The 25630-nt window shown below is 71.8% G+C and carries 25 protein-coding genes and 1 pseudogene; 17 read left to right on the plus strand and 9 right to left on the minus strand.

Annotation, left to right across the window (positions count from 1 at the left end):
- Positions 1 to 62: 62 nt before the first annotated feature.
- The 3 genes from ACFYR3_RS08935 to ACFYR3_RS08945 all read left to right on the plus strand — a co-directional run bounded on the left by ACFYR3_RS08935 (position 63) and on the right by ACFYR3_RS08945 (position 4007).
- Positions 63 to 887, plus strand: a complete 825-nt coding sequence (locus ACFYR3_RS08935) for a purine-nucleoside phosphorylase (protein WP_355851850.1) — start codon at positions 63 to 65, stop codon at positions 885 to 887.
- Between the two features lie 94 nt (positions 888 to 981).
- On the plus strand, positions 982 to 2613 hold the full coding sequence (locus ACFYR3_RS08940; RefSeq protein WP_389282182.1) for a phospho-sugar mutase: 1632 nt from the start codon (positions 982 to 984) through the stop codon (positions 2611 to 2613).
- Between the two features lie 173 nt (positions 2614 to 2786).
- Positions 2787 to 4007 carry a hypothetical protein gene (locus ACFYR3_RS08945; RefSeq protein WP_355851844.1) on the plus strand — a complete coding sequence of 407 codons (1221 nt, stop codon included), beginning with the start codon at positions 2787 to 2789 and terminating at the stop codon, positions 4005 to 4007.
- Between the two features lie 148 nt (positions 4008 to 4155).
- On the opposite strand, the gene ACFYR3_RS08950 is transcribed toward ACFYR3_RS08945, so the two are convergent.
- The 3 genes from ACFYR3_RS08950 to ACFYR3_RS08960 form a co-directional block, all read right to left on the minus strand.
- A complete protein-coding gene (locus ACFYR3_RS08950) occupies positions 4156 to 4650 on the minus strand; it encodes a PH domain-containing protein (protein ID WP_355851841.1) in 495 nt (164 codons plus the stop codon).
- A gap of 167 nt (positions 4651 to 4817) precedes the next feature.
- The gene (locus ACFYR3_RS08955) at positions 4818 to 5489 is read right to left on the minus strand and encodes a PH domain-containing protein (RefSeq protein WP_389282185.1); all 672 of its coding nucleotides are present in this window, start codon (positions 5487 to 5489) and stop codon (positions 4818 to 4820) included.
- Between the two features lie 52 nt (positions 5490 to 5541).
- Positions 5542 to 5982, minus strand: coding sequence for a helix-turn-helix domain-containing protein (locus tag ACFYR3_RS08960; RefSeq protein WP_355851836.1), 441 nt, complete (start codon positions 5980 to 5982; stop codon positions 5542 to 5544).
- 73 nt (positions 5983 to 6055) lie between these two features.
- Here ACFYR3_RS08960 and ACFYR3_RS08965 point away from each other — a divergent pair, with 73 nt between their 5' ends.
- The 4 genes from ACFYR3_RS08965 (at position 6056) to ACFYR3_RS08980 (ending at position 10469) form a co-directional block, all read left to right on the plus strand.
- Positions 6056 to 6967 (plus strand): class I SAM-dependent methyltransferase, encoded by a 912-nt coding sequence (locus ACFYR3_RS08965; RefSeq protein ID WP_355851833.1) that lies wholly within the window; start codon positions 6056 to 6058, stop codon positions 6965 to 6967.
- Positions 6968 to 7103: 136 nt separating this feature from the next.
- On the plus strand, positions 7104 to 8099 hold the full coding sequence (deoC, locus tag ACFYR3_RS08970) for a deoxyribose-phosphate aldolase (protein WP_389282392.1): 996 nt from the start codon (positions 7104 to 7106) through the stop codon (positions 8097 to 8099).
- A gap of 6 nt (positions 8100 to 8105) precedes the next feature.
- Positions 8106 to 9563: an aldehyde dehydrogenase family protein gene (locus ACFYR3_RS08975; protein ID WP_355851830.1), complete on the plus strand. Its 1458-nt coding sequence runs from the start codon at positions 8106 to 8108 to the stop codon at positions 9561 to 9563.
- Positions 9564 to 10469 (plus strand): aldehyde dehydrogenase family protein, encoded by a 906-nt coding sequence (locus ACFYR3_RS08980; RefSeq protein ID WP_355851827.1) that lies wholly within the window; start codon positions 9564 to 9566, stop codon positions 10467 to 10469.
- A 177-nt stretch (positions 10470 to 10646) separates the two neighbouring features.
- On the opposite strand, the gene ACFYR3_RS08985 is transcribed toward ACFYR3_RS08980, so the two are convergent.
- Entirely contained in the window at positions 10647 to 11054 is a 408-nt protein-coding gene (locus ACFYR3_RS08985; protein ID WP_355851825.1) for a hypothetical protein, read from the minus strand.
- A gap of 240 nt (positions 11055 to 11294) precedes the next feature.
- Here ACFYR3_RS08985 and ACFYR3_RS08990 point away from each other — a divergent pair, with 240 nt between their 5' ends.
- A complete protein-coding gene (locus ACFYR3_RS08990; protein ID WP_355851822.1) occupies positions 11295 to 11933 on the plus strand; it encodes a uridine kinase in 639 nt (212 codons plus the stop codon).
- A gap of 322 nt (positions 11934 to 12255) precedes the next feature.
- On the opposite strand, the gene ACFYR3_RS08995 is transcribed toward ACFYR3_RS08990, so the two are convergent.
- Positions 12256 to 13050, minus strand: coding sequence for a SigE family RNA polymerase sigma factor (locus tag ACFYR3_RS08995; protein WP_389282188.1), 795 nt, complete (start codon positions 13048 to 13050; stop codon positions 12256 to 12258).
- 296 nt (positions 13051 to 13346) lie between these two features.
- Between ACFYR3_RS08995 and afsQ1 the strand changes: the two genes are divergently transcribed.
- The 5 genes from afsQ1 to ACFYR3_RS09020 all read left to right on the plus strand — a co-directional run bounded on the left by afsQ1 (position 13347) and on the right by ACFYR3_RS09020 (position 17600).
- Positions 13347 to 14024, plus strand: a complete 678-nt coding sequence (afsQ1, locus tag ACFYR3_RS09000; protein ID WP_355851816.1) for a two-component system response regulator AfsQ1 — start codon at positions 13347 to 13349, stop codon at positions 14022 to 14024.
- Positions 14021 to 15610: a HAMP domain-containing sensor histidine kinase gene (locus ACFYR3_RS09005; protein WP_355851814.1), complete on the plus strand. Its 1590-nt coding sequence runs from the start codon at positions 14021 to 14023 to the stop codon at positions 15608 to 15610. The genes afsQ1 and ACFYR3_RS09005 overlap by 4 nt, the downstream gene beginning before the upstream one ends.
- A gap of 452 nt (positions 15611 to 16062) precedes the next feature.
- Positions 16063 to 16668 carry a hypothetical protein gene (locus ACFYR3_RS09010; RefSeq protein WP_355851913.1) on the plus strand — a complete coding sequence of 202 codons (606 nt, stop codon included), beginning with the start codon at positions 16063 to 16065 and terminating at the stop codon, positions 16666 to 16668.
- A gap of 63 nt (positions 16669 to 16731) precedes the next feature.
- Entirely contained in the window at positions 16732 to 17283 is a 552-nt protein-coding gene (locus ACFYR3_RS09015; RefSeq protein WP_355851811.1) for a VanZ family protein, read from the plus strand.
- Between the two features lie 113 nt (positions 17284 to 17396).
- Complete coding sequence (locus ACFYR3_RS09020) at positions 17397 to 17600, plus strand: PspC domain-containing protein (RefSeq protein ID WP_261709148.1); 204 nt, start codon at positions 17397 to 17399, stop codon at positions 17598 to 17600.
- A gap of 205 nt (positions 17601 to 17805) precedes the next feature.
- Here the strand turns inward: ACFYR3_RS09020 and ACFYR3_RS09025 are convergent, their stop codons facing one another.
- Together ACFYR3_RS09025 and ACFYR3_RS09030 are read right to left on the minus strand one after the other, a co-directional pair.
- The gene (locus tag ACFYR3_RS09025) at positions 17806 to 18159 is read right to left on the minus strand and encodes an ATP-binding protein (protein ID WP_355851807.1); all 354 of its coding nucleotides are present in this window, start codon (positions 18157 to 18159) and stop codon (positions 17806 to 17808) included.
- Between the two features lie 143 nt (positions 18160 to 18302).
- Positions 18303 to 19457 (minus strand): adenosine deaminase, encoded by a 1155-nt coding sequence (locus tag ACFYR3_RS09030; RefSeq protein ID WP_389282191.1) that lies wholly within the window; start codon positions 19455 to 19457, stop codon positions 18303 to 18305.
- Positions 19458 to 19751: 294 nt separating this feature from the next.
- Between ACFYR3_RS09030 and ACFYR3_RS09035 the strand changes: the two genes are divergently transcribed.
- Positions 19752 to 20513: an alpha/beta hydrolase gene (locus tag ACFYR3_RS09035; RefSeq protein ID WP_356785531.1), complete on the plus strand. Its 762-nt coding sequence runs from the start codon at positions 19752 to 19754 to the stop codon at positions 20511 to 20513.
- Between the two features lie 239 nt (positions 20514 to 20752).
- Here ACFYR3_RS09035 and ACFYR3_RS09040 read toward each other — a convergent pair whose 3' ends face one another.
- Positions 20753 to 21715: a LysR family transcriptional regulator gene (locus ACFYR3_RS09040; RefSeq protein ID WP_355851798.1), complete on the minus strand. Its 963-nt coding sequence runs from the start codon at positions 21713 to 21715 to the stop codon at positions 20753 to 20755.
- 62 nt (positions 21716 to 21777) lie between these two features.
- Here ACFYR3_RS09040 and ACFYR3_RS09045 point away from each other — a divergent pair, with 62 nt between their 5' ends.
- Both ACFYR3_RS09045 and ACFYR3_RS09050 read left to right on the plus strand, forming a co-directional pair.
- Positions 21778 to 23091 carry an MFS transporter gene (locus ACFYR3_RS09045; RefSeq protein WP_355851795.1) on the plus strand — a complete coding sequence of 438 codons (1314 nt, stop codon included), beginning with the start codon at positions 21778 to 21780 and terminating at the stop codon, positions 23089 to 23091.
- Positions 23092 to 23230: 139 nt separating this feature from the next.
- Positions 23231 to 24307 carry a sigma-70 family RNA polymerase sigma factor gene (locus ACFYR3_RS09050; protein ID WP_355851792.1) on the plus strand — a complete coding sequence of 359 codons (1077 nt, stop codon included), beginning with the start codon at positions 23231 to 23233 and terminating at the stop codon, positions 24305 to 24307.
- 39 nt (positions 24308 to 24346) lie between these two features.
- On the opposite strand, the pseudogene ACFYR3_RS09055 reads toward ACFYR3_RS09050, so the two are convergent.
- Positions 24347 to 24586, minus strand: a pseudogene (locus ACFYR3_RS09055) (hypothetical protein); the annotation flags it as partial.
- 122 nt (positions 24587 to 24708) lie between these two features.
- On the opposite strand from ACFYR3_RS09055, the gene ACFYR3_RS09060 reads away from it, so the two are divergent.
- Positions 24709 to 25629, plus strand: a complete 921-nt coding sequence (locus ACFYR3_RS09060; RefSeq protein WP_389282195.1) for an AEC family transporter — start codon at positions 24709 to 24711, stop codon at positions 25627 to 25629.
- The last annotated feature ends 1 nt before the right edge of the window (position 25630 follow it).

The following is a 25630-nucleotide window of genomic DNA, read 5'->3' on the forward strand; positions in this document are numbered from 1 at the left end:
ATCGCAAGACCGTGAGCTCCGTCATCTACGCGCGTAGGCCCAGACCGGCTACCCTCTTGCGCGTGAACGCATCTCTTCTTCCGGACGACATCCAGGGCGACCCCCACGCCGCCGCTGACGCCGCCGCCACGCGCCTGCGCGAGCTCACGGGCGCCGAGACCCATGACGTCGCACTCGTGATGGGCTCCGGCTGGGCTCCCGCCGTGGACGCCCTCGGCACCCCCGAGGCCGAGTTCCCGGTCACCGAGCTGCCCGGCTTCCCGCCGCCGGCGGTCGAGGGCCACGGAGGCACGATCCGCTCGTACCGGATCGGCGACAAGCGCGCCCTGGTCTTCCTCGGCCGCACCCACTACTACGAGGGCCGCGGTGTCGCCGCCGTCGCGCACGGCGTACGCACCGCCGTCGCCGCCGGCTGCAAGACCATCGTCCTCACCAACGGCTGCGGCGGGCTGCGCGAGGGCATGCGCCCCGGCCAGCCCGTGCTGATCAGCGACCACATCAACCTGACGGCCACCTCGCCGATCATCGGCGCGAACTTCGTCGACCTCACCGACCTGTACTCACCGCGGCTGCGCGCGCTGTGCAAGGAGGTCGACCCCTCCCTGGAGGAGGGCGTCTACGCGCAGTTCCCCGGCCCGCACTACGAGACGCCGGCCGAGATCCGCATGGCCCGGGTCATCGGGGCCGACCTGGTGGGCATGTCGACGACACTCGAGGCCATCGCCGCGCGCGAGGCGGGCGCCGAGGTGCTCGGCATCTCCCTCGTCACCAACCTCGCCGCCGGTATGACGGGCGAGCCCCTCAACCACGAGGAAGTCCTCCAGGCGGGCCGCGACTCGGCCTCGCGCATGGGGGAACTTCTGACCCAGGTACTGGATCGTCTGTAGGCGACGGAGTGTCCGCCCCGGCACCGGGGGGGCGGAACGACCGGGAACATCCGGGAACCACTGAACCGTACGACCGAAGAGAGGTGCACCCGAGGTGCAGGACGAACTCATCGCGCGGGCCAAGGCCTGGCTGGCCGAGGACCCCGACGCGGAGACCCGTGACGAACTCGCCAAGCTCGTCGACGCCGAGGACGTCACCGAGCTGGCCGCCCGCTTCAGCGGCACGCTCCAGTTCGGCACCGCGGGCCTGCGCGGTGAACTCGGCGCCGGACCGATGCGGATGAACCGCTCCGTGGTCATCAGGGCCGCGGCCGGACTCGCCGCGTATCTGTCGGCCAAGGGCGAGACCGGCGGACTCGTCGTGATCGGCTACGACGCCCGTCACAAGTCCGCGGACTTCGCCCGGGACACCGCGGCCGTGATGACGGGCGCGGGCCTGCGCGCCGCCGTCCTGCCCCGGCCGCTGCCCACCCCCGTCCTCGCCTACGCCATACGGCACCTCGGCGCGGTCGCGGGCGTGGAGGTCACCGCCAGCCACAACCCGCCCCGCGACAACGGGTACAAGGTCTACCTCGGCGACGGTTCGCAGATCGTCCCGCCGGCGGACGCGGAGATCGCCGCCGAGATCGACGCGGTCCGCGCGCTCGCCGACGTGCCCCGCCCCGACTCCGGCTGGGAGACCCTCGACGAGGGCGTCCTGGACGCCTACCTGGCCCGTACGGACGCCGTCCTGGCCGAGGGCTCGCCGCGCACCGCCCGCACCGTCTACACGGCCATGCACGGCGTCGGCAAGGACGTGCTGCTCGCGGCCTTCGCCCGGGCCGGTTTCCCGGAGCCGGTGCTCGTCGCCGAACAGGCCGAGCCCGACCCGGACTTCCCGACCGTCGCCTTCCCCAACCCGGAGGAGCCCGGCGCGATGGACCTCGCCTTCGCGGCGGCCCGCGCGGCGGAACCCGACCTGATCATCGCGAACGACCCCGACGCCGACCGGTGCGCCGTGGCCGTGAAGGCCGGTGCCGACTGGCGGATGCTGCGCGGCGACGAGGTCGGCGCGCTGCTCGCCGAGCACCTGGTGCGGCGGGGCGCGCGCGGCACCTTCGCCGAGTCGATCGTCTCCTCCTCCCTGCTCGGCCGGATCGCCGAGGGCGCGGGCCTGCCGTACGAGGAGACGCTCACGGGCTTCAAGTGGATCGCCCGCGTGGAGGGTCTGCGGTACGGGTACGAAGAGGCGCTCGGCTACTGCGTCGACCCCGACGGCGTACGGGACAAGGACGGCATCACCGCCGCCCTCCTCATCACCGAGCTGGCCTCCGAGCTCAAGGAGCGGGGCCGGACCCTGCTCGACCTGCTCGACGACATGGCCGTCGCGTACGGGCTGCACGCCACCGACCAGCTCTCGGTCCGGGTGGAGGACCTGTCGGTCATCGCGAACGCCATGCGCCGGATGCGCGAGCGGCCGCCCGCGGAGCTCGCGGGCCTGGCCGTCACCAAGGCCGAGGACCTGAACGAGGGGACGGACCGGCTGCCGCCCACGGACGGTCTGCGCTACACCCTGGACGGCGCGCGGGTCATCGTCCGCCCGAGCGGCACCGAGCCCAAGCTGAAGTGCTACCTGGAGGTCGTGCTGCCCGTGGGCGGCCACGCCGATCTCGCGGCGGCCCACGCGAGGGCCGCCGAGCTGCTGACGGCGATCAAGCGGGACCTGTCGGCCGCGGCCGGCATCTGAGCCCCAGCCCGGCGGGAGGCGGCCCGTCCGCCGCCTCCCGCCGGGCCATGACACGCACATCCACCCCCTTACGGGTGACTTCCGCACGGCAGTTGACGCAGCGCTCCCGTGCGCCGCCGGGTGACCGAGGAACGGTTACAGGTAGCGCACCATCGAGTCCCAGGAGCTGCCGCGTGCCCTCGACCGAGTCCCGGCCGACGTCCGCCCCGCCCCACAGCGTCCCGGGCGGGAGCGCCCCCGGCGTTCCGACCGCCCGGCGCGCGCCGGGCGCGGCCGGACTCCTCACCGCGCTCCGCGCCTCTCTGCGGCACGCGGCCCCCGCTCTCCTCGGCTACGCGGCCGTCCGCCTCACCGGCCTGATCGCGCTCGCGCTCTGGGCCCACCGCAGACATCACGGCGTCTGGCCGCTCCTCGCGGCGCAGTGGGACGCGAAGTGGTACCTCGGCATCGCCGACCACGGCTACGCGCATCACCTGGGCCACGCGTTCGACGCGAACAACCTGGCCTTCTTCCCTCTCTACCCGGTCCTGGTCAAGGCGGTCGCGGCCCTGACACCCGGCTCGCGCGCGACGACCGGACTGGCGATCGGGGTCGGGTGCTCGTTCCTCGCCGCGTGGGGCATCCACGTGGTGGGCAGTCATCTGCACGGCCGCCGCGTTGGGGTGCTGCTGACCGTGCTGTGGGCGGCCCTGCCGGTGGGCCCGGTCGAGTGGATGGGCTACACGGAGTCGCTGTTCACGGCGTTCGCCGCGTGGGCGCTGTACGCGGTGCTCACCGGACGTCTGCTGTGGGCCGCCTCGCTGGCGGCGCTGGCGGGGCTGACCCGGCCCACCGGTGTCGCGGTGGCCGGCGCCGTCGCCGTGACCGCGCTGCTGTCGCTGCGCCGGGGCTTCTCGGTCCGGGCGCTCGCGGCGGCCGCCCTGGCCCCGGCCGGCTGGCTCGCGTACGTCGGCTGGGTGGGCCTGCGGGTGGGCCGCTGGGACGGCTACTTCGCCGTACAGCGGCTGTGGCACAACGAGTGGGACGGCGGTGCGGAGACCGTGCGCCGGATGCGGGAGGTGCTGGCGCAGAACTCCTCGCCCGAACTGTTCCTGGTGATGGTGACCGTGACCCTGGTGGCGGCGGTGGTGCTGTACGCGCTCTCCGCGGCGGACCGCCAGCCGCTCCCGCTGCTGGTCTTCACCGGGATCCTGCTGCTGATCGTCCTCGGCAGCGGCGGCGTCTACTTCCCGCGCGCCCGCTTCCTGCTCCCCGGCTTCCCGCTGCTGCTCCCCCCGGCCCTGCACCTGGCCCGCGCCTCACGTCGCTTCCGGTCCCTGTTCCTCACGGCCGCGGTGCTCGGTTCGGCGTACTGCGGCGCGTACATGCTGCTGGTGTGGCCGAGCGCACCCTAGGGCCTGTCCGAGGCGTCGGCCGTCCTAGGGCCGGCCCACGTCCGACTCCGCTGCCGAGGGCGTGTGCACGGCCGGAGCCGCCGTCGCACCGAGCGGCTGCGGGAGGGCCGTCCCCGCCTCGCGGGATCTCCGGCGGTCACGCCCCGGCTCACCGGTCCGGGAACCCCACCAGAGCGACCAGCACGGCCGTCAGCCACGCAAGGACGAACGGCACCGCCAGCGGCCACAGGGGGCGTCCCCGCTCGCGCTCCTCGCTGTCGCCGGTGGGGCGCAGGGCGGGGTCGGCGTGCATGGCGGTGACCTCGGCGGCCAGGGCGTCGTACGGGTGGGTCACACCGCTTACGCGCTGGAACCAGGCCCAGCGGGGTGCGGCGACCGCCCAGGACCCGTCGCCGCGCCAGCGCAGCTTGAGCTCGAGGGACTCCCGGCGGACCGACCGGATGTCGTCCCACGGGATGTGGGTGGTCCCGCGCAGGCCGTTCAGCCAGAGCCCGGTGCGGTCGGCGGTGATGCGCCAGCACAGCTTCACGGGGATGCGGACGGCGCCGAACAGACCGAGGAGGAAGCTGACGACCTGCCTCCAGAGGCCGGGGTCCTCGTCGGTGAACGCGGCCCAGCAAACGAGGAAGCCCCACGGCACCATCAGGAAACCGGCCAGCCAGTCCGGGCAGTGTCCGCCGGACGTCGGTGTTCATCGTTTCCCAGAGACTCGGGCCACGGGGCGGTGTTACGGCAGGCCCTCGGCTTCGTCTCCGGATGGGGGAACGGCGTTCGCGTCCGAGGCGGGGCACGGCCCCGCGAAGGGGTTGGTCAGCCCACGATCAGCAGGATGGCCAGAACCACGGCACCCGCGAGTACGGGGCCGATCACCTCGTACGCCCAGCGCACCGTGACCTCGCCCTGCGCGCTGTCCGCGGTGGCCCTGGCCTCGGCCAGCCCGCGCAGTTCGTCCATGATCCGGTCGGTCTCGGGGCGGGTCGGCGCGTCGGTGACGGCTCCCCGGCCGAGGGCGGACGGACGGCCCAGCGACGACAGACGGCCCTCGCGGCCGGTCGCGCCCGGCACCGGCTGCCTGGCCGCCTTCTTGCGTGCGCGCAGCGACACGGGCACCGCCCACAGCTGGTACTTCGTGCCGGAGGTGTCGACCACCTCGTTCGAGTAGTGCGAGCGCAGCGAGGCGACCTTGCCCCAGGGGAGCACGATCACGCGGAGCGGGTTGCGGACGCGCAGCCGGTCCTCGTTCGCGTAGACGGCGGGGCGCAGCGTGAAGGCGGCCACCACAGGGACGGCAAGGATCAGCCCGGCGAGCGCCAGCCAAGGGGTGCGGCCGTGTCCGGAGATCAGCGCGTCGACGCCGAGCCAGCCCACGAGGAACAGGAGAAGGACGCCGCCCGCGATACCGGCGGGCGACCGGTAGATCCGGTCCCTGGCCTCGGGTCGCGAGGCGTCCGGAAGGGGTGACTGGTGGTCGGGGGTGGTCATGGTCCCGATTGTGCACGACGTGCGCCACGCGCTTGAGCTCGGTGGGGTCTCACTAAGGTCGCGAAAGTCCTCGCGCCGATCCCTTCCCCGGCATCGCGACCGCGCCGGACGCGACGGCCCCCAGGATCCGGCGGAAGGTGGGACATTCCATGTGGCTCGGCGCGGGACAAGCGGCGGCGTGCCGCAGGGAGTCGCGCAGCACTCCGAGTTCGCGGATCGTCCGGTCCAGTTCGTCGGCCTTGTCGGCGAGCACCTGACGGTCGATGCGCGGGTGCCCGTCCGGCGCGAACATCCGGGCGATCTCGTCCAGCGAGAACCCGGCGGAGCGCCCGAGGGCGATCAGCGCCAGCCGTTCCAGCACACCGGGGTCGAACTGGCGGCGCAGACCGCGCCGGCCGGTCGGGGCGATGAGCCCCTTGTCCTCGTAGAACCGCAGGGTCGAAGCGGGCACTTTGGCGCGGCGTGCCACTTCGGCGATATCCAGGTCCGGCATCCTCTTGACCTCAAGTCGGCTTGAAGTAGGACGGTGTCATCTCCAGGTCGTGAGGGCAAGCACAGGAGGCGCCATGGAACCCACCGGCGGGGCGGACGACAGGACGGACCGCGAGGCGGACGGCGAGGCCGGGGGCAAGGCGGGCGACGGACAGGCCGCGCGCTGGAACGGCCCGGCCGGGAACGCCTGGGTCGAGGCCCAGGACGTGGTGGACGCGTTGTTCGCGCCGCTGGAGGAGCTGCTCGTCGAAGCGGTTCCGGCCGGGCACGGGGGCCGGGTGCTCGACGTCGGCTGCGGCACGGGCGGCACCACGGTGGCCCTCGCGCGGCGGCTCGGCGCCGGGGGCGAGTGTGTCGGCGTCGACATCTCCGGGCCGATGGTCGAGGCCGCCCGGGCCCGTGCGGCTCGGGAGGGCGCGGGGGCCTCCTTCGTCCGCGCCGACGCGCAGGACCACGTCTTCGAGCCGACGGTCTTCGACGCGGTCGTCTCGCGCTTCGGCGTCATGTTCTTCGATGATCCGGTACGGGCCTTCACCAACCTGCGGCGGGCCGCGAAGGAAGATGCCCGACTGCGGTTCATCGTCTGGCGCGACATCGCGGAGAACCCTTTCATGACGACGGCCGAACACGCCGCGGCACCGCTCCTGCCCGACCTGCCGAAGCGCCGGCCGGACGCGCCGGGTCAGTTCGCCCTGTCGGACGCGGACAGGGTGCGCCGGCTGCTGGAGGAGAGCGGGTGGGCCGGGATCGACATCCGGCCCGTCGATCCGGCCTGCGTCCTGCCCGAGGAGGAGCTGGTCCCGTACTTCAGCCGATTCGGCCCGGTCGGCCTCGCCCTGCCCGGGACGGACGAACGGACCCGGGCGCGGGTCGTCGACACGGTCCGTGCCGCGTTCAACCCGTTCGTGCATGGCACAGAGGTCCGCTTCACAGCGGCCTGCTGGCAGATCGACGCCCACGCATCCGGCCCCAACCCCGCCGGGTAGAACCGCTACTCCCCGTTCCCCCACGTGAGCGCGGTCGCCCCGCCGCCCGGGCGGCGGCCCCGGCGGGCAAAAAATCCCTTGGTCATACCCGGGGCTGTACAGCCGCTACGCGCGTAGATATGCTCGTCTGGTGACCATGCCCACCTCTGCACCCTCCCCCAAGCTCTCGGCTCCGCTCGAGCAGGGTGGTGCCCCCACCCACGCACTCGGCGACGTGACCGCGTCCGACAGCACGCTGCGCCGCTTCCTCCACGGGCTGCCCGGCGTCGACCCGGTCGGCCTGGAGGCGCGAGCCGCCTCGCTCGGCACCCGTTCCATCAAGACCACCGCGAAGGCGTACGCCATCGACCTCGCCATCTCGATGGTCGACCTGACGACGCTGGAAGGCGCGGACACCCCGGGCAAGGTCCGGGCGCTCGGCGCCAAGGCGGTGTTCCCGGACCCGACCGACCGCACGGCGCCCTCCACGGCGGCGGTCTGTGTCTATCCCGACATGGTGGCCGTCGCGAAGGAGGCCGTCGCCGGCTCCGGGGTGAAGGTCGCCTCCGTCGCGACCGCCTTCCCCGCGGGCCGCGCCGCCCTCGGTGTGAAGCTGGCCGACGTGCGTGACGCCGTCGCCGCGGGCGCCGACGAGATCGACATGGTCATCGACCGCGGGGCCTTCCTCTCGGGCAGATACTTGAAGGTGTACGACGAGATCGTCGCCGTGAAGGAGGCCTCGGGTGCCGCCCGCCTGAAGGTCATCTTCGAGACCGGCGAGCTGTCGACGTACGACAACATCCGGCGGGCGAGCTGGCTCGGCATGCTGGCCGGGGCCGACTTCATCAAGACCTCCACCGGCAAGGTGGCCGTGAACGCGACGCCCGCGAACACACTGCTGATGCTGGAGGCCGTCCGCGACTTCCGCGCCCAGACCGGGGTGCAGGTCGGCGTGAAGCCGGCCGGCGGCATCCGCACCACCAAGGACGCCATCAAGTTCCTGGTCGTGGTGAACGAGACGGCGGGTGAGGACTGGCTGGACAACCACTGGTTCCGCTTCGGCGCGTCCTCGCTCCTGAACGACCTGCTGATGCAGCGTCAGAAGCTGGCCACCGGCCGCTACTCCGGCCCCGACTATGTGACGGTGGACTGATCCATCATGGCTTCCGCATTCGAATACGCACCGGCGCCCGAGTCCCGCTCCGTCGTCGACATCGCGCCCTCCTACGGCCTGTTCATCGACGGTGAGTTCACCGAGGCCGCCGAGGGCAAGGTCTTCAAGACCGTCTCCCCCTCCACCGAGGAGGTCCTCTCCGAGATCGCCCAGGCGGGCGAGGCGGACGTCGACCGCGCGGTGAAGGCCGCCCGCAAGGCCTTCGCGAAGTGGTCCGCGCTGCCGGGCTCCGAGCGTGCCAAGTACCTGTTCCGCATCGCGCGGATCATCCAGGAGCGCAGCCGCGAGCTGGCCGTCCTGGAGACGCTGGACAACGGCAAGCCGATCAAGGAGACCCGCGACGCGGACCTCCCCCTGGTCGCCGCGCACTTCTTCTACTACGCGGGCTGGGCCGACAAGCTCGACCACGCGGGCTTCGGCGCGAACCCGCGCCCGCTGGGTGTCGCCGGCCAGGTCATCCCGTGGAACTTCCCGCTGCTGATGCTGGCCTGGAAGATCGCCCCGGCCCTCGCGACCGGCAACACGGTCGTCCTGAAGCCCGCCGAGACCACTCCCCTGTCGGCGCTGTTCTTCGCGGACATCTGCCGCCAGGCAGGCCTGCCCAGGGGCGTCGTCAACATCCTTCCCGGGTACGGCGACGCGGGCGCGGCCCTCGTCGCGCACCCGGACGTGGACAAGGTGGCCTTCACCGGCTCCACCGCCGTCGGCAAGGCGATCGCCCGCCAGATCGCGGGCTCGCACAAGAAGGTCACGCTCGAACTGGGCGGCAAGGGCGCGAACATCGTCTTCGACGACGCCCCGATCGACCAGGCCGTCGAGGGCATCGTCAGCGGCATCTTCTTCAACCAGGGCCAGGTCTGCTGCGCGGGCTCGCGTCTGCTGGTCCAGGAGTCGATCCACGACGAGCTGCTCGACTCCCTCAAGCGCCGTCTGTCGACGCTGCGCCTCGGCGACCCGCTCGACAAGAACACGGACATCGGCGCGATCAACTCCGCCGAGCAGCTCTCCCGCATCACCACACTCGTCGACCAGGGCGAGGCCGAGGGTGCCGAGCGCTGGTCCCCGGCCTGTGAACTCCCTTCCTCCGGCTACTGGTTCGCCCCGACGCTCTTCACGAACGTCACGCAGGCGCACACCATCGCCCGTGACGAGATCTTCGGTCCGGTGCTGTCCGTCCTCACGTTCCGCACCCCGGACGAGGCGGTCGCGAAGGCCAACAACTCCCCGTACGGCCTCTCGGCGGGCATCTGGACCGAGAAGGGCTCCCGCATCCTCGCCGTCGCGAGCAAGCTCCGCGCGGGTGTCATCTGGTCCAACACGTTCAACAAGTTCGACCCGACCTCGCCGTTCGGCGGGTACAAGGAGTCGGGCTTCGGCCGCGAGGGCGGTCGTCACGGCCTGGAGGCGTACCTCGCCCCGTCGAGCCCGGAGGGCGAGCGATAAATGAGTGCAGCCGAGAAGTCCGAGCAGCAGCGTCTGAGCGTCTTCAAGACCTACAAGCTGTACGTGGGCGGGAAGTTCCCGCGTTCCGAGAGCGGCCGGGTGTACGAGGTGACCGACTCCAAGGGCAAGTGGCTGGCGAACGCGCCGCAGTCGAGCCGCAAGGACGCCCGTGACGCGGTCGTCGCCGCGCGCAAGGCGTTCGGCGGCTGGTCCGGCGCCACGGCGTACAACCGCGGCCAGATCCTGTACCGCGTCGCCGAGATGCTGGAGGGCCGCAAGGAGCAGTTCGTCCGCGAAGTGGCCGACGCGGAGGGCCTGTCGAAGGCGAAGGCGGCGGCCGTCGTCGACGCGGCGATCGACCGCTGGGTCTGGTACGCGGGCTGGACCGACAAGATCGCCCAGGTCGTGGGCGGCGGCAACCCGGTCGCGGGCCCGTTCTTCAACCTGTCCTCCCCGGAGCCGACCGGTGTCGTCACCGTGCTCGCCCCGCAGGAGTCGTCGTTCCTGGGTCTGGTCTCGGTGATCGCCCCGGTGATCGCCACCGGCAACACGGTGATCGTGATCGCCAGTGAGAAGTCCCCGCTCCCGGCCCTGTCGCTGGGCGAGGTGCTGGCCACCTCCGACCTGCCGGGCGGAGTGGTCAACATCCTGTCCGGCAGGACCGCGGAGATCGCGGCCCCGCTGGCCGCGCACCAGGACGTCAACGCGATCGACCTCGCCGGCGCGGACGACGTCCTGGCGAAAGAGCTGGAGATCGCCGCGGCGGACAACCTGAAGCGCGTTCTTCGTCCACAGCCTGTGGATTACGTGCGGACTCCCGGGACCGAGCGCCTCACGGCCTTCCTGGAGACCAAGACGGTCTGGCACCCGACTGGCTCCCTGGGCGCCTCGGGCTCGTCCTACTGAGCCGCGCCCACCCGCCTCTCGGCGTGCTGACGCGCTGACACGCCGACGCGCTGAGATGTCGGGGCCCCGATCCGTGTCCCCGGGGCCCCGCGCACGAGAGAGCCGCGCTTCCCCTCCGTCCGGGGGGAGCGCGGCTCTCTCATGCCCATGGGCCGCCGACGGCCCATGTGGGGGCTTCTAGTGCGGGAGCCCGGTCACCTGCCCGAGCACCGGAATGTCGCCGATCGACTGCGCCTCCGCCACCGGCCCCGTCAGGGCCTTCGAGGACAGCGGTTTGAAGTCGGCGAGCTGGGTGCCCACGGCGTTGTCGAGCGGGTCCACGCCGGTGCCGGCCAGCGGGTTGGGCTTGAGGGCCGAGACCGGGCCCGTGACATACCCCACGGTGCCGGTCAGGGCCTGGAGACCCGCCTGCGGGTCGACGTCACCGAGCGAGGCGGGCCGGGTGCGCAGAGCGTCCACGTCGGGGGCCGTGACCGCGAAGGCCGGGGAGGCCGCGGCCGCACCGGCAGCGACCACACCGACCGCCACGGCGATCCGCGCGGTCGTACGGGCCAGGGTGTTCTGCTGGGCTGCGTGTCGCGCCATCAGGTTTTCCTCTTTGACTAGCGGAGAGCGGAAATCGGAGAGCAATTGAAGCGACACGCAGAGTAGTTGAGGGAGGTCGCGTTCGGGACGGTCCTGGCATCCGATTCGCCCCTGCGGGTCAACAGGCATATCAGCGCCAGTCGGTCCGGGCGTCGGAGCCGGGCGCCGGAGCCAGCGATAATGGCCGGGAGCCGCACCGACGTGCGGCGCCGCCGGACCCGTCACAGAAGGTACAGACCATTGGGTTCCCCTCCCCCGATACCCGCCCGCGTGGTGCTGCTCTGCGGTCCCTCCGGCTCCGGGAAGTCCCTTCTCGCCGCCGACTCCGGGCTCCCCGTGCTCCGCCTCGACGACTTCTACAAGGAGGGCACGGACCCGACACTGCCCCAGGTCGAGGGCAGCGAGGACATCGACTGGGACCACCCGTTGTCCTGGGACGCGGACACCGCCGTCGCCGCGATCGAGGAACTGTGCCGTACGGGACGTACGACCATCCCCGTCTACGACATCTCGCTGAGCGCCCGCACCGGGACCGAGGCCCTGAGCATCGAGCCGGCACCGCTGTTCATCGCGGAGGGGATCTTCGCCGCCGAGATCGTCGAGCGCTGCCGCGAACTCGGCGTGCTCGCCGACGCGCTGTGCCTGTCCCGGGGCGCCCTCACCACGTTCCGGCGGCGCTTCGTGCGGGATCTGAAGGAGGGCCGCAAGTCGGTGCCCTTCCTGCTGCGCCGCGGCTGGCGGCTGATGCGTGCCGAGCGCTCCATCGTGGCCCGCCAGGCGGCTCTGGGCGCCCACCCCTGCGACCGGGACGAGGCACTCGGCCGGCTGACCGCCGCCGCGACCGGACGACAGGCGTCCGCCCGCACGACAGTCGCGTAGCAAAAGCCTCGCCCCGAGCGGGCAGCACCGCCCGGTGGACGGGTCCCACGGGCCCGACTCCCGGTGGGGCCGCGCCCGTCGGCTCCCGGGCAACCTGCCGGGCAACCGGGCAATGAAAAGAGGTCCAGGCGAACCCCCGTCCGCCTGGACCTTCTTCCGTTTCCCCCGTGGTCCCCCGTGACACGGTTGTCTCCCCGTGACCCGTTTCCCCGTGACCCCGTTGCGTGCCGGCTCCCCCCGGAACCGACACCCCCGTCACCGGCTCCCCCCGGAACCGGCTCCCCGTCCTACTTGTTACTCGTTACCGCTCCCCCTCAGACCTTCAGGCGACAAGCTCCCCGAAGGACTCCTCCTCGTCACGGCCGAAGCTGAGGACCTCGTCCTCGCGCATCCGGCGGAGCGACCGCCAGATGCTGGACTTCACCGTGCCGACACTGATGTCGAGGATCTCCGCGATCTCCGGGTCGGTGCGGCCCTCGTAGTAACGGAGGACCAGCATCGTGCGCTGGAGTTCGGGCAGCCGGGCCAGCACCTGCCACAGGACCGCGCGCAGCTCGGTGCCGCGCATCGCGTCCGTGTCACCGGGCGTCTCCGGCAGTTCCTCGGTCGGGTACTCGTTCAGCTTGCGGCGGCGCCACGCGCTGATGTGCAGATTGGTCATGGTGCGTCGGAGGTAGCCCCCGACCGCGGCCTTGTCACTGATCCGGTCCCAGGCCCGGTACGTCGAGAACAGCGCGCTCTGCAGCAGGTCCTCGGCCTCGAAGCGGTCACCGGTCAGGTGGTAGGCGGTTGCGTACAGGGAGGCGCGGCGCTCCTGGACGTAGGCGGTGAACGCCGCTTCGGCGTCCCCCGTCCCCGCCCCGGAGTGACGCTCCCCCGTGACCTCCCCGTACGCGGCTCCCCCGTGAGCCTTCCCCCCGGCCGTACCCACAGCGGCTGTCGCCGCCGGGTTCTCCCCCGTGAAGGCGTCAACCACCGTCATGTACGTCGTGTGTTGACGCCCGGCGCCGCGATCGCACCCCCGCCCGATCACGGCGCCGGACTTCTCCGTGGCCCTGTTGACGTCATGGAGCCGCGTGACAACTGCGCCAGTGCTGGTGCTGTGCAGCGTGTTCATCTCGCGCCCCCCGTCGTGGAGTCCCGGTTCTTCGGTTCGTTCCGTCGTGCGTCCTGCCTTGTGACCAAAAGCTTGCCGGGCCCACTTCATGGCCGTGTCCGCCGACTGTCACAGACCTGTCACAGGGCCCGTTCCCGGGCGCGGCACAGCGCGATCACAGAGAAGAGCGGTACGACTACGCAGATGGCCACTTGGGCCCCGGCCGCCGCCCGCGAGGGCCTTCGTTGCACGCAGGAGACGAGTGGGAGCGCTCCAACGGTCGATACCCGAGCATGACATGGGCCAGAATGACGTCCGTGCCTTCCCTGTTGCTGATCGAGGACGACGACGCCATCCGTACGGCCCTGGAGCTCTCTTTGACCCGCCAGGGACACCGTGTGGCCACCGCTGCCACCGGCGAGGACGGTCTGAAGCTGTTGCGCGAGCAGCGGCCGGACCTGATCGTGCTGGATGTGATGCTGCCCGGCATCGACGGATTCGAGGTGTGCCGGCGCATCCGGCGCACCGACCAGCTGCCCATCATTCTGCTGACCGCGCGCAGCGACGACATCGACGTCGTGGTCGGACTGGAGTCCGGCGCGGACGACTATGTCGTCAAGCCGGTGCAGGGCCGGGTGCTCGACGCCCGGATCCGTGCCGTGCTGCGCCGCGGTGAGCGGGAGGCGAACGACTCGGCGGCGTTCGGCTCGCTGGTCATCGACCGTGCCGCGATGACGGTCACCAAGAACGGCGAGGATCTGCAACTGACGCCCACCGAGCTGCGGTTGCTCCTGGAGCTGAGCCGCCGGCCCGGACAGGCCCTGTCCCGCCAGCAGTTGCTGCGCCTGGTGTGGGAGCACGACTACCTGGGCGACTCGCGCCTGGTCGACGCCTGTGTGCAGCGGCTGCGCGCCAAGGTGGAGGACGTGCCGTCCTCGCCCACCCTGATCCGTACCGTGCGCGGCGTCGGCTATCGGCTGGACAACCCTCAGTGACCAAACCGCAGGACAAGCTCCGCGGCTGGGCCGCGGCGCGCAAGGCGTTGCTGTCCGGTCTGCGCTTCACCAGTCTGCGGCTGCGCCTGGTCGTGGTGTTCGGACTCGTCGCTCTCACCGCGGCCGTGTCCGCGTCGGGCATCGCGTACTGGCTCAACCGCGAGGCGGTGCTGACGCGTACCCAGGACGCGGTGCTGCGCGACTTCCAGCAGGAGATGCGCAACCACGCGAGCATGCTGCCGGTGCACCCCGCGCAGGACGAACTCCAGCGCACGGCCGGACAGATGGCGAACAGCAGCCAGCGTTTCAGTGTGCTGCTGACCGCCGAGGACGCGGGCGGCAGGATGATCACCGGCAACTCCGAGCTGGACACCTTCACACTGGAGGACGTGCCCAAGTCCCTCCAGAAGGCGGTGAACAAGCAGCAGCCGCTGTCCTCGACCAACACGTCCGCGTACCACCTGTACTGGCAGCGGATCACCGAACACGACAAGCCGTATCTCGTGGGCGGCGCGCGGGTGATCGACGGCAGCACGACCGGTTACATGCTCAAGTCCCTGGAGCCGGAGGCCAAGGATCTCAACTCCCTCGCCTGGTCACTGGGGATCGCGACGGGGCTTGCGCTGATCGGCTCGGCGCTGCTCGCCCAGGCCGCCGCGACCACGGTCCTCAAGCCGGTCCACCGGCTGGGCACCGCGGCCCGCCGGCTCGGCGAGGGCAAGCTGGACACCCGGCTGCGGGTCTCCGGCACGGACGAACTCGCCGATCTGTCACGGACGTTCAACCGGACGGCGGAGGCCCTGGAGAAGCGGGTCGCGGACATGAGCGCGCGGGACGAGGCGTCCCGCCGCTTCGTCGCCGACATGTCCCACGAACTCCGTACGCCGCTCACCGCGATCACCGCCGTCACCGAGATCCTCGAGGAGGAACTGGACGCGGAGACCGGCAGCGTCGACCCGATGATCGAGCCGGCCGTACGGCTCGTCGTCAGCGAGACCCGGCGCCTCGGCGACCTCGTCGAGAACCTGATGGAGGTGACCCGCTTCGACGCGGGCACCGCCCGGCTCATCCTCGACGACGTGGACATCGCCGACCAGATCACCGCGTGCATCGACGCGCGCGCCTGGCTGGACGCCGTCGACCTGGACGCCGAGCGCGGCATGACGGCCCGGCTCGACCCGCGCCGACTCGACGTGATCCTCGCGAACCTGATCGGCAACGCGCTCAAGCACGGCGGTTCGCCGGTGCGGGTGTCGGTGCGTATGGAGGGCGAGGGCGAGGAGCTGGTCATCGAGGTGCAGGACCACGGCCCCGGTATCCCCGAGGACGTCCTGCCGCACGTCTTCGACCGTTTCTACAAGGCCAGCGCGTCCCGCCCGCGTTCCGAGGGCAGCGGCCTCGGCCTCTCCATCGCCCTGGAGAACGCTCACATCCACGGTGGCGAGATCATCGCGGCGAACGCGCCCAAGGGCGGGGCGGTCTTCACGCTGCGCCTGCCCCAGGACGCGTCGGAACTGCTCGCCGACGACCCGCAGGGCCGTGACGGCTCCGCGCACGGGAACGGCACGGAAGGCACCGCCGGATGACCACCGCACACCCCACCGACCCACGGCCCACCCACCCGTCCCGGGCCAACGGCTCCCCGCAGACAACCCCAGGGCACGCCACCGACCTCCCGAAGACCGTCCGCCCGCAGGCCACCGGTTCCACGGAGGCCACCCGCGCGCGGGCCGCCGACTCCCCAGGGACGAACCGCCCGTCGGCACCCCAATCCGCACAGGCCACCTCCACACAGGCCACCGGCTCCGCGGAGGCCATCCGCCAGCAGGCCGCCGGTTCGCCGGGGACCAGCCACCCTCGGGCCGTCGGCTCCCCGCAAGCCGCGCGCCCCCGGGCGACGGACTCCGCGGAGGCCATCCGCCAGCAGGCCACCGGTTCGCCGGGGACCAACCGCCCCCGGACCACCGGCTCCCCGCAGGACGGGCACCCCCGGGCGACGGACTCCGCGGGACCCGGACGCCGGTCCAGACGCTCGCGGCTGCGGAGGGTGCGGCCCTGGCTGGCCCTTCCGTTGCTCGCCGTGCTGGTCACGGGGTGCGGTATCCGTTCCACGCAGGTGCCGACCGACTTCGGTCCGGCGCCCTCGCGGGTGCCCTGCGCCCTCTCCGGCCCCGACATCTCCAGCCAGTCCGCGCACGGGGTGCCGGTCCAGGTCTTCCTGCTCTGCTCGGCGCAGCTGGTGACCGTCGACCGGTCGGTGCGCATCCCGGACGGCACGGCGGAGGCGGCGCGCCGGGTCCTGGTGGCCCAGGCGCTGCTGGACGAACTCGCGGAGACACCGTCGACGCCCGAGGAGCAGGCCGGGTACACGACGGACGTGCGCGGCGGCATGACGGTCAGCGGGCCCCACGACGGGGACCCGGAGGACACACTCCGGCTGAGCACCTCGCCGGAGGACCTCACCTCGACGGCCCTCGCCCAGATCGTCTGCACCTTCTCGGACTCGGCCGCGGCGCGGGACGACGGCAGCGTCGTCCTGGGCGGTCCCGCCCCCGCTCCCCTGCGCAGTTACGAGTGCACCCCGGAGGTGCGTGCCGCCCCGGGCGACGAGTCCCCGGCGTCGACGGCGGTCCAGGGCTCGTGACGTGACGGGGGCGAAAACCCCGGCCACGGAACCGATCGTGCCGGACCCCGCGTCTTGGGGGGCGTGCAGCGTCAAGGTTCAGACGGCGGCAGCGCCGTCACCCGCGTCCGTGTGGCAGGAGGTGTCCTCCTTGTCGCACACCTGGCGCTCGTCGCCTGGATCACGCTGCGTCCGCTGGACGTCCCCTGGGTGAGCGCCGCCAACCTGCGTCCCTTCGCGGGTATCAGAGCCGACCTCGCACTGGGCCCCGAGGTGGCGGCCCGCCGTATCGCCGCGGGCCTCGGCCTGCTCGCCCCGCTGGGCGTCCTGCTCCCGATGGCGGGGGGCAGGCTCGCGGTCTCCCCCCTCGGTTCCCTCCTGCGGACGACCGCCGCCGGCGCGCTGCTGTCGCTGGGCATAGAGCTGCTCCAGACCGGTGTCCCCGGCCAGGTCGTGGACATCGACTCGATCATGCTGAACACCGTCGGCGTGGCCCTCGCGCACCTCGCGATCGCGCCCGCCGCCAGGGCCCGGTTCCGTCGCCGGGCGGAGACGCGACGCCGCGCCGCCGTCCTTCGGGAGGAGCCCGCTCAGGGTCGGACCCCGACGATTCCCAGGGTCGGGATCGCTCCGTAGAGCGACGCTTCGCCCGCTTCGTCCTCGTAGCGTTGAAGACATCGGTGAAGGCACCGATGAGGACGACGAAGCCGGTCCACCGGCACTCGACGACGGTTCGCGAAGGAGCCACCATGACCGCCCTTGCCCGCCCCACGAACGGCCGCATGATCGGCGGAGTCTGTGCTGCGCTGGCACGGCGCTTCGGCACCTCCGCGACGACGATGCGTGTCGTCTTCGTCCTGTCCTGCCTGCTTCCCGGCCCGCAGTTCCTGCTCTACATAGCGCTGTGGATCCTCTTCCCCTCCGAGGACAAGGCCTCCCGCACCGCCTGGTGACCCGGGCGGGCACCCGGCGGACACGCGGCGAACGCCGGTGGGGCGCACCCGACAAGGGTGCGCCCCACCGGCGTTCGTACAGCCGGAGTACGGGCAGCGGGCATTCGTACCGCCGACCCTCGTTCCGTACAGCCGAAGGGCCCCGGGCTCGGACAGGCGGGGGACCTCCGTCCGACGGAGAGCGGAGAGCCGAGAGCCGAGAGCGTCAGCCCAGCGGAATCCCGTTCACGGGCATACCGTGCGTGGGCAGGCCCTGCAGCGGCAGCCCACCGAGCAGTCCGGTCATGGGCGCGGCAGGCCTGTCGGCGAGCAGACCAGCGGCGGCGGGCTGCGAGGCGGCCACGCCGGTGCCGAGGGCGCTCTGGCCCTGGGCGAGCGCCTGACCGGCAGCGGGCAGCGCCGAGGCGACGGTCTCGGCGGGCAGCGTCCTGGTGACGGTGTCCAGGGCCGCGGAGGTGTCCGGCGCGGCCGGGGCGGCGTTCGCGGCGCCCGCGCCGACAGCGGCGAAAGCGGCGCCGAGAGCGGCGACACCGAGGGTCTTGGCAGCAGACTGCTTCATCGTGAGTGCGTCCTTGGGATGGGTGAGACGGGGATGTGAGCGATCCAAGACCGTAAACACGCAAACCCGCCCTCCGCAAACATCGAAAAGCGGCCGAGCCATGGAGAAGAAGTGAAGACCCGGCCGATTTCCGCCCGCCCCGATCAGGCCTGATCTGCTACAGAACCGCTGGTGGAGGCAGTCTGCCGGAACAGCCATTCGGAATTCAGTTCTGCATATCCGGGCTTGATCACGTCATTGATCATGGCCAGTCGTTCATCGAAAGGAATGAATGCTGACTTCATAGCATTGACCGAGAACCACTGCATGTCGTCGAGCGAATAACCGAACGCTTCGACAAGGTGCTCGAATTCCTGGCTCATGCTCGTACCCGACATCAGGCGATTGTCGGTATTGACCGTGGCGCGGAAATGCAGGCGCCGCAGCAGCCCGATGGGGTGGGCCGCGTACGAGTCGGCGGCACCGGTCTGGAGATTGGAACTGGGGCACAGCTCCAGCGGGATGCGCTTGTCGCGGACGTACGACGCGAGCCGCCCGAGCTGCACCGAGCCGTCCTCGCGCACCTCGATGTCGTCGATGATGCGGACACCGTGCCCGAGCCGGTCGGCGCCGCACCACTGGAGGGCCTGCCAGATGGACGGCAGCCCGAACGCCTCACCGGCGTGGATCGTGAAGTGGTTGTTCTCGCGCTTCAGGTACTCGAAGGCGTCGAGGTGCCGGGTGGGCGGGAAGCCTGCCTCGGCGCCCGCGATGTCGAAGCCGACGACGCCCAAGTCGCGGTAGCGGTTGGCGAGTTCGGCGATCTCCAGGGCGCGGGCCGCGTGCCGCATCGCGGTCAGCAGGGCGCCGACGCGGATGCGGTGGCCGTTCTCCCGGGCCAGCCGTTCCCCTTCCCGGAAGCCCTCGTTGACCGCCTCGACGACCTCTTCGAGGCCGAGCCCGCCCTCCAGGTGCTGCTCGGGCGCGTACCGCACCTCGGCGTAGACGACGCCGTCCTCGGCGAGGTCCTCGGCGCACTCGGCGGCGACCCGCACCAGGGCCTCGCGGGTCTGCATGACGGCGCAGGTGTGGGCGAAGGTCTCCAGGTACCGCTCCAGTGAACCGGAGTCGGCGGCCTCACGGAACCAGAGCCCCAGCTTGCCGGGATCGGTCTCGGGGAGGTTCGAATAGCTCGTCTCCCGGGCGAGTTCGACGATCGTGCCGGGGCGCAGTCCCCCGTCGAGGTGATCGTGCAGCAGGACCTTGGGCGCCCGGCGGATCTGCTCCGAGCTCGGGGTGTTCCGGATCTGGCTCGTCATTTTCGCACTCTAGCCCCTACGCGCGTAGATCTCCTGCCGTACCCGTCCGCCGATACGTAACGGTGACCGCGCAGACGGGTGGCGTACACCCTTGCTTCTGACACTGTTCTGTCGTGACTCCTCCCCCTCGCGAACGAGGTGGCTTCTCACTCAACTCCAAGGAGCCTCATGACGGCCAAGCCCTGACCGCTGCCGAAGGCGGACGCCGAGCGTACTGCGCCACGTAGCGTCTCCGGCACACACGGTGCGTTTCCCGCCCGGGCCTAGGGGCCGGGATCCCACGCAAGGAGAGAGATGGCACAGCAAGCGACGCCGGTTCGCAGGGCCCGGCTGGGGAGGTCGCTCGGCCCGGAGCCGACGGCGGTCAGCGGGGTTGTTCTGCTGCTGCCGGGCGGCGAGGAGACCTCGGCCCGAAGACCCTCCCCCATGATGGCGACCGCCTCCGTACGCGCGTTGGGGCGTCGGCTGACCCGCGTGGGACGCGCGGAAGGCCTGGTCACCCACGTGGTGCACTACCGGGTCCGCGGCTGGAACGGCAGCGAGGCCCATCTCGCGGCGGACGCGTCCTGGGCCGCGGACGAGGTCGTCCGCCGCTACGGCGACGTCCCCGTGTGTCTGGCCGGCATCGACATGGGCGGCCGGGCCGCGCTGCGCGCGGGCGGGCACTCGGCCGTCAACTCCGTGCTGGCGCTGGCACCCTGGCTGCCCGAGGACGATGTCGCCGCGCCACCCGAACCGGTGAAACAGCTGGCCGGGCGGCGCGTGCTGATCGTGCACGGCACCAACGACGAGCGCACCGACCCGGAGTTGTCCTTCCGGCTCGCGGCGCGCGCGAAGAAGGCCAACCGCGGCATCTGCCGCTTCGAGGTCCACTCGGACGGGCACGCGCTGCACCAGCACCGGCACGAAGTCCTCGCCCTCGCGGAGGACTTCGTGCTGGGCGCGCTGTTCGGGCACGCCTTCTCCCGCCCGGTCGAGGACGCCTTCGCGGCGCCGCCTCCACTGGGCCTGCGGATGCCGCTGGCGGCGGGCTTCGGGCAGTCGTTGCGCCGCTAGGGCCTGCCTGACGATTCGCGTCGGATCAGGCCGCGGCGTCCGGAGCCGTGCGTCGCAAGACGGAGAGTCGCCCTCGTACTGGACGTACTCGGGCGTGCCCGACAACGCGGCGTGGGGGTCCCCCCTGCTCGAAGCGCTCGCGGGAGTACGTGCCGGGCGCCGCGGGCCCGGCGGGAATCGCCAGACAGGCCCTGGGGCCTGGCTGACGGGGTCACTCGGGGAGGAGCCGCTCGGCGGGCTCAGTCGGGCAGCAGGTGCCCGCGGCGGGACAGCAGGAACTTTTTGAAGGCGGCCACCGGCGGGGTGTCCGGGTGGCCGTCGAGCCAGGCGACGCCGATCTCGCGCACGGCGCGCGGGGCGGTGACCGTGAGTTCGACAACTCCCGGGCGGGCGACGGCCGGCGGCGGCAACAGGGCGACCCCCAGTCCGGCGGCGACGAGGCCCCTCAGCGTCTCCGCCTCCTCCCCCTCGAAGGCGATACGCGGCCGGAACCCCGCCTCCTGGCAGAGGTCGTCGGTGATACGGCGCATCCCGTAGCCGGGTTCCAGAGTCACGAAGGTCTCGTCGGCCGCCTCGGCGAGGCGGACGCGCCTGCGGGCGGCGAGGCGGTGGTCGGCGGGCACGACCAGGCGGAGCTTCTGCTCGTCGAGCCGGTGGCCCACCAGATCGGGTGCGTCCGGCACCGGCGAGGTGAGGCACAGGTCCAGCTCGCCCGAGCGCAGCCCCTCCAGCATCGCCTCCCCGTAGTTCTGCACGAGGCTGAAGCGGACGCGTGGATGGTCGGCGCGAAACGCGCGGATCAGCCCCGGCACCGTCTCCGAGCCCATCGTGTGCAGAAAGCCGAACGCGACCTTGCCGGTGGCCGGGTCGGCGTCCGCGCGCACCTCGTCGGCGGCGCGCTCGATCTCGGCGAGGGCGCGCTCCACGGAGGAGAGGAAGGTGCGGCCCGCGGGGGTCAGCGACACCGTCCGGCCGCGCCGTGCGAACAGGTCGACGCCCAGGTCCTGTTCGAGCCGGACCATGGCCCTGGACAGCGTCGACTGCGGGACCCGCATCTGCTCCGCGGCCCGGGTGACGTGCTCGGTGCGGGCGACGCCGGCGAAGTACGCGAGGCGTGGGGCGAGCAGTCTCGAAAAGTGCGCGCTGTCTTCTGTGTCACTGAACGGTGACAGGTGGGCCTCTGACCTCTGCTGATGCGCCATGGGAACGATTATGGCGATTCCATGCATTGGACGGATGAACGGCGGGTCCCTACGTTCGAGGCATGCCTTCCGCCAGTACCGGGGCGTCCACCACCGTGGGCGCCGCCGCCTCCGTCCCTGCCGCCGACTCCGCTGTCGCCTCGGTCCCCGTCACCGTCACCGACTCCCGCATGGCCCCCGGCGGGCCCGGCTACCGCCGGATGAGCTTCGCGCTCTTCCTCGCGGGCGTCGCGACCTTCGCGCTCCTCTACTCGACGCAGGCCCTGCTCCCGCTGGTCTCCGCGGACTTCGGGGTGAGCGCGAGCGAGGCGAGCTGGACGGTGTCGGCCGCGACGGGCGGCCTGGCGCTGTTCGTCCTCCCGATGAGCGCGCTGTCGGAGCGTTTCGGACGGCGTACGTTGATGACGGCGTCCCTGGCGGTGGCGGTCACCGTCGGTCTCCTGGTCCCCTTCGCGCCGTCGATCGGCGCGCTGGTGGCGCTGCGGGCGGTGCAGGGGGCGGCGCTCGCGGGGCTTCCGGCGTCGGCGACGGCGTATCTGGCGGAGGAGGTCCGCCCCAAGGCGCTGATCACCGCGATCGGTCTGTTCGTCGCGGGCAACAGCGTGGGCGGGATGAGCGGACGGGTCATCACCGGCTGGGTCGCGCAGGAGTGGGGCTGGCGGGTGGCCGTCGGCACGATCGGACTGATCGCCGTGGTCTGCGCGGCGGCCTTCCGGCTGCTGCTTCCGGCGCCACGGCACTTCGCGCGGGGTTCGCTGCGGCCCCGGGTGCTGGCCCGCACTGTGCGCGACCATCTCGCGAACCCGCTGCTGTGCCGGCTGTACGCGATCGGCGCGCTGTTCATGATGGTGTTCGGCGGGGTCTACACGGTCATCGGCTACCGCCTCAGCGAGGCGCCCTTCTCGCTCCCGCAGGGCATCGTCGGCTCGATCTTCCTGGTCTACCTGGTCGGCACGGTGTCGGCGTCGACGGCGGGCCGGCTGGCCGGCCGCCTCGGCCGCCGCGGCTCCCTCTATCTGGCGGGCGGCACCACGACCGCCGGTCTGCTCCTGACCCTCGGCGACTCGGTGGCGCTGGTCCTGCTCGGCCTGGTCCTGATCACCGCGGGCTTCTTCGCGGGCCACGCGGTGGCGTCGTCGTCGGTGAGCCACACCGCGAAGAAGGGGCGGGCGCAGGCGTCTGCGCTCTACCAGTCCGCGTACTACATCGGCTCAAGCGCCGGCAGCACGCTCGGCGCGGTCGCCTTCCACGCGGGGGGCTGGGCGGGCACGGTGGCCATGGGGCTGTTCGCGGTGCTGGGCGTCGTCTCCATCACCCTGTTCGGCTCCCACGCGGCCCGCACCGCCTCCCGCCGCGGGCCGGCACTCGCCCACTGATCCCGGAACCCCTCCGACACACCCCCTTCGACCTGCGCCTTTCCCCGCTCCGCACGCCATTGTCAGTGGGCTGCGGTAGCTTCCGAAGTGCCGGCGCAATGACGCGCTGAACGGAAACAGCCACAGGGGTGGGTTGGCCATGAGCGAGGGTACGGCGACGACCGCGGACCTGGACGTCCGGCTGGAGAAGCACCGGGTCGAGCTGACCGGGTACTGCTACAGGATGCTCGGCTCGTCCTTCGAGGCCGAGGACGCGGTGCAGGACACGATGGTCCGGGCCTGGCGCAGCTACGACAAGTTCGAGGGCCGCTCCTCGATGCGGTCCTGGCTGTACCGGATCGCGACGAACGTGTGTCTGGACATGCTCAACGCGGGCAATCGAAGGGCTCGTCCGATGGATCTCACGGCTCCCTCACCGCTCGCCCAGGCGGCGCTCACCCCGCGCCCGGACAACACCTGGCTGGAGCCGGTGCCGGACGCCCGCGTGCTGCCGGCGGCCGGTGATCCGGCGGAGGCGGCGGTCGCCAAGGAGTCGGTGCGCCTCGCCTTCATGGCGGCTCTCCAGCACCTGCCGCCCAAGCAGCGCGCGGTCCTCATCCTGCGCGAGGTCCTCGCGTGGAAGGCGAGCGAGGTCGCCGAGCTGCTCGGCACCACGGTCGCGTCGGTCAACAGCGCGCTCCAGCGGGCCCGTGCCACCCTCGCCGAGAACGACGGGGCGGGCGCGGACGCCGCCACCTCCGACCCCCTCGACGAGGAGCAGCAGAAGCTCCTGGAGCGCTATGTGGCGGCGTTCGAGGGGTACGACATGACGGCTCTGACGGCGCTCCTCCACGAGGACGCGATCATGACGATGCCGCCGTTCGACCTGTGGCTGCGCGGCACCGAGGACATCACCGGCTTCATGACGACGCTGGGCGCGGCCTGCGCCGGCTCGCGCCTGATCCCGGTCGAGGTCAACGGCCTGCCGGGCTTCGCGCAGTACAAGCCGGACGAGGAAGCGGGCGGCTACACGCCCTGGGCGGTGCAGGCGCTGGAGATCTCAAAGGGCCGCATCACCGGGTTCCACTGCTTCCTGGACACGGCCCGCTGGTTCCCGCTCTTCGGACTCCCCCTCCACCTCGACGGACCCGAGGGAGCCGAGGCCCTCAGAGCACGGGGAACCGGTGGACCCGGAGCTGTCGGAGGTCTCGAAGCGGAGGCCGACCAGATCGAGTAGGGCGCGCAGCGCCGGGTCCGGGTCGCGCAGGTGTATCCGGCCTCCGGCCCGGCGGGCCACCAGCTCCATGCGCGCCAGCGCGTCGACGGTGGCGAGGCCGGGCGGCCCGAGGCCCGCGACATCGCAGACCACGACCCCGCCCCCGGTCACCCCGAGGTGCGCTCGGACGGCGTCACAGAGCCGGGGCACCTCGTCCCGGGTGACGAGTCCTGGCATCACGAGTACGGCCGGTGTCGCGGAATCCACAGTCAGTAGACCGCCCTGGGGCACGGAACTCATCGCGGGTGGCGCGGAAGATCACATTGACCCGTGTCGGCTCCTCCCCGTTGAGTTGGATGCGTGCCCCATGAATCGGTTCCGCCCGCGATACCCGACGGCCCTCTCCCCGCCGAGGGGGCGCCGTGCAAGGGGTGCTGACGGGCTTCGCGGTCATCGCGGTGGTCATCGGCGTCGGGTACGTCATCGGGCGCCGCGGCTATCTCGGGGACAACGGGCGGGAGGTGCTGACGAAGCTCGCCTTCCATGTGGCGTCGCCCGCGCTGCTGTTCACAACGCTCGCGCAGGCCGATCTGTCGGTCATCTTCTCCAGCCGGCTGCTGGTCACGGCGATGAGCACGGCCGCGGCGGCCGGTGTGTTCGTCGCGGTGGGGGCCGTACGCCGCTGGGGCCTCGGCAGGACGACGATCGGCGCGCTCTGCTCCAGTTACGTCAACGCCGGCAATCTCGGTATCCCGATCGCCGTGTATGTGCTGGGCGATGCCTCGCTGGTGGCGCCGGTGCTGCTGTTCCAGCAGATCATGGTCACGCCGATCGCGCTGACCGTCCTCGACCTGTCCGGGGCGGGCGAGAAGGGTCCGCTGTGGCAGCGGCTGATCACACCGCTGCGCAATCCGATCGCGGTCGGTTCGCTGAGCGGGGTCGCGGTGTCGGCGACCGGTCTGACCGTGCCGGGCCCGATCCTGGATCCACTCCGGCTGATCGGCGGTATGTCGGTGCCCGCGGTGCTGCTGGCGTTCGGGATCTCGCTGTGCGGCAGCAGTCTGCCCGGCCGCGGCGCGGACCGGGGTCCGGTGCTGCTGTCCGTCGCGCTGAAGGCGGTGGGTCAGCCGCTGGCCGCCTGGGCACTGGCCGTCGGCGTGTTCGGCCTCGGCGGCGCGCCGCTGCTCGACGTGGTGGTCACCTCGGCGCTGCCCGCCGCGCAGAACCTGTTCACGTACGCCTCGCGCTACCGGGTCGGCGAGTCCCTGGCCCGCGAGTCGATCCTGCTCTCGACGATCCTGGCCGTGCCGGTGCTCGTGGTGATCGCGGCCGTGCTCGGGTGAG

The sequence above is a fragment of the Streptomyces sp. NPDC005784 genome (genome assembly GCF_042871525.1).
Classification (GTDB): Bacteria; Actinomycetota; Actinomycetes; order Streptomycetales; family Streptomycetaceae; genus Streptomyces.

Excerpts from the sequence above, each read along its gene's own strand:
- ACFYR3_RS08960 (WP_355851836.1), bottom strand. The coding sequence starts at position 5,982 with ATGCCGGACCTGGATATCGCCGAAGTGGCACGCCGCGCCAAAGTGCCC.
- deoC (WP_389282392.1), top strand. The coding sequence starts at position 7,104 with ATGCCCACCTCTGCACCCTCCCCCAAGCTCTCGGCTCCGCTCGAGCAG.
- ACFYR3_RS09040 (WP_355851798.1), bottom strand. The coding sequence starts at position 21,715 with ATGGCGCATCAGCAGAGGTCAGAGGCCCACCTGTCACCGTTCAGTGAC.
- ACFYR3_RS09020 (WP_261709148.1), top strand. The coding sequence starts at position 17,397 with ATGACCGCCCTTGCCCGCCCCACGAACGGCCGCATGATCGGCGGAGTC.
- ACFYR3_RS08975 (WP_355851830.1), top strand. The coding sequence starts at position 8,106 with ATGGCTTCCGCATTCGAATACGCACCGGCGCCCGAGTCCCGCTCCGTC.
- ACFYR3_RS09035 (WP_356785531.1), top strand. The coding sequence starts at position 19,752 with ATGGCACAGCAAGCGACGCCGGTTCGCAGGGCCCGGCTGGGGAGGTCG.
- ACFYR3_RS09025 (WP_355851807.1), bottom strand. The coding sequence starts at position 18,159 with ATGAAGCAGTCTGCTGCCAAGACCCTCGGTGTCGCCGCTCTCGGCGCC.
- ACFYR3_RS08965 (WP_355851833.1), top strand. The coding sequence starts at position 6,056 with ATGGAACCCACCGGCGGGGCGGACGACAGGACGGACCGCGAGGCGGAC.
- ACFYR3_RS08985 (WP_355851825.1), bottom strand. The coding sequence starts at position 11,054 with ATGGCGCGACACGCAGCCCAGCAGAACACCCTGGCCCGTACGACCGCG.
- ACFYR3_RS08995 (WP_389282188.1), bottom strand. The coding sequence starts at position 13,050 with ATGAACACGCTGCACAGCACCAGCACTGGCGCAGTTGTCACGCGGCTC.
- ACFYR3_RS08955 (WP_389282185.1), bottom strand. The coding sequence starts at position 5,489 with ATGACCACCCCCGACCACCAGTCACCCCTTCCGGACGCCTCGCGACCC.
- ACFYR3_RS09045 (WP_355851795.1), top strand. The coding sequence starts at position 21,778 with ATGCCTTCCGCCAGTACCGGGGCGTCCACCACCGTGGGCGCCGCCGCC.
- ACFYR3_RS09050 (WP_355851792.1), top strand. The coding sequence starts at position 23,231 with ATGAGCGAGGGTACGGCGACGACCGCGGACCTGGACGTCCGGCTGGAG.
- ACFYR3_RS08950 (WP_355851841.1), bottom strand. The coding sequence starts at position 4,650 with ATGGTGCCGTGGGGCTTCCTCGTTTGCTGGGCCGCGTTCACCGACGAG.
- ACFYR3_RS08980 (WP_355851827.1), top strand. The coding sequence starts at position 9,564 with ATGAGTGCAGCCGAGAAGTCCGAGCAGCAGCGTCTGAGCGTCTTCAAG.
- ACFYR3_RS09030 (WP_389282191.1), bottom strand. The coding sequence starts at position 19,457 with ATGACGAGCCAGATCCGGAACACCCCGAGCTCGGAGCAGATCCGCCGG.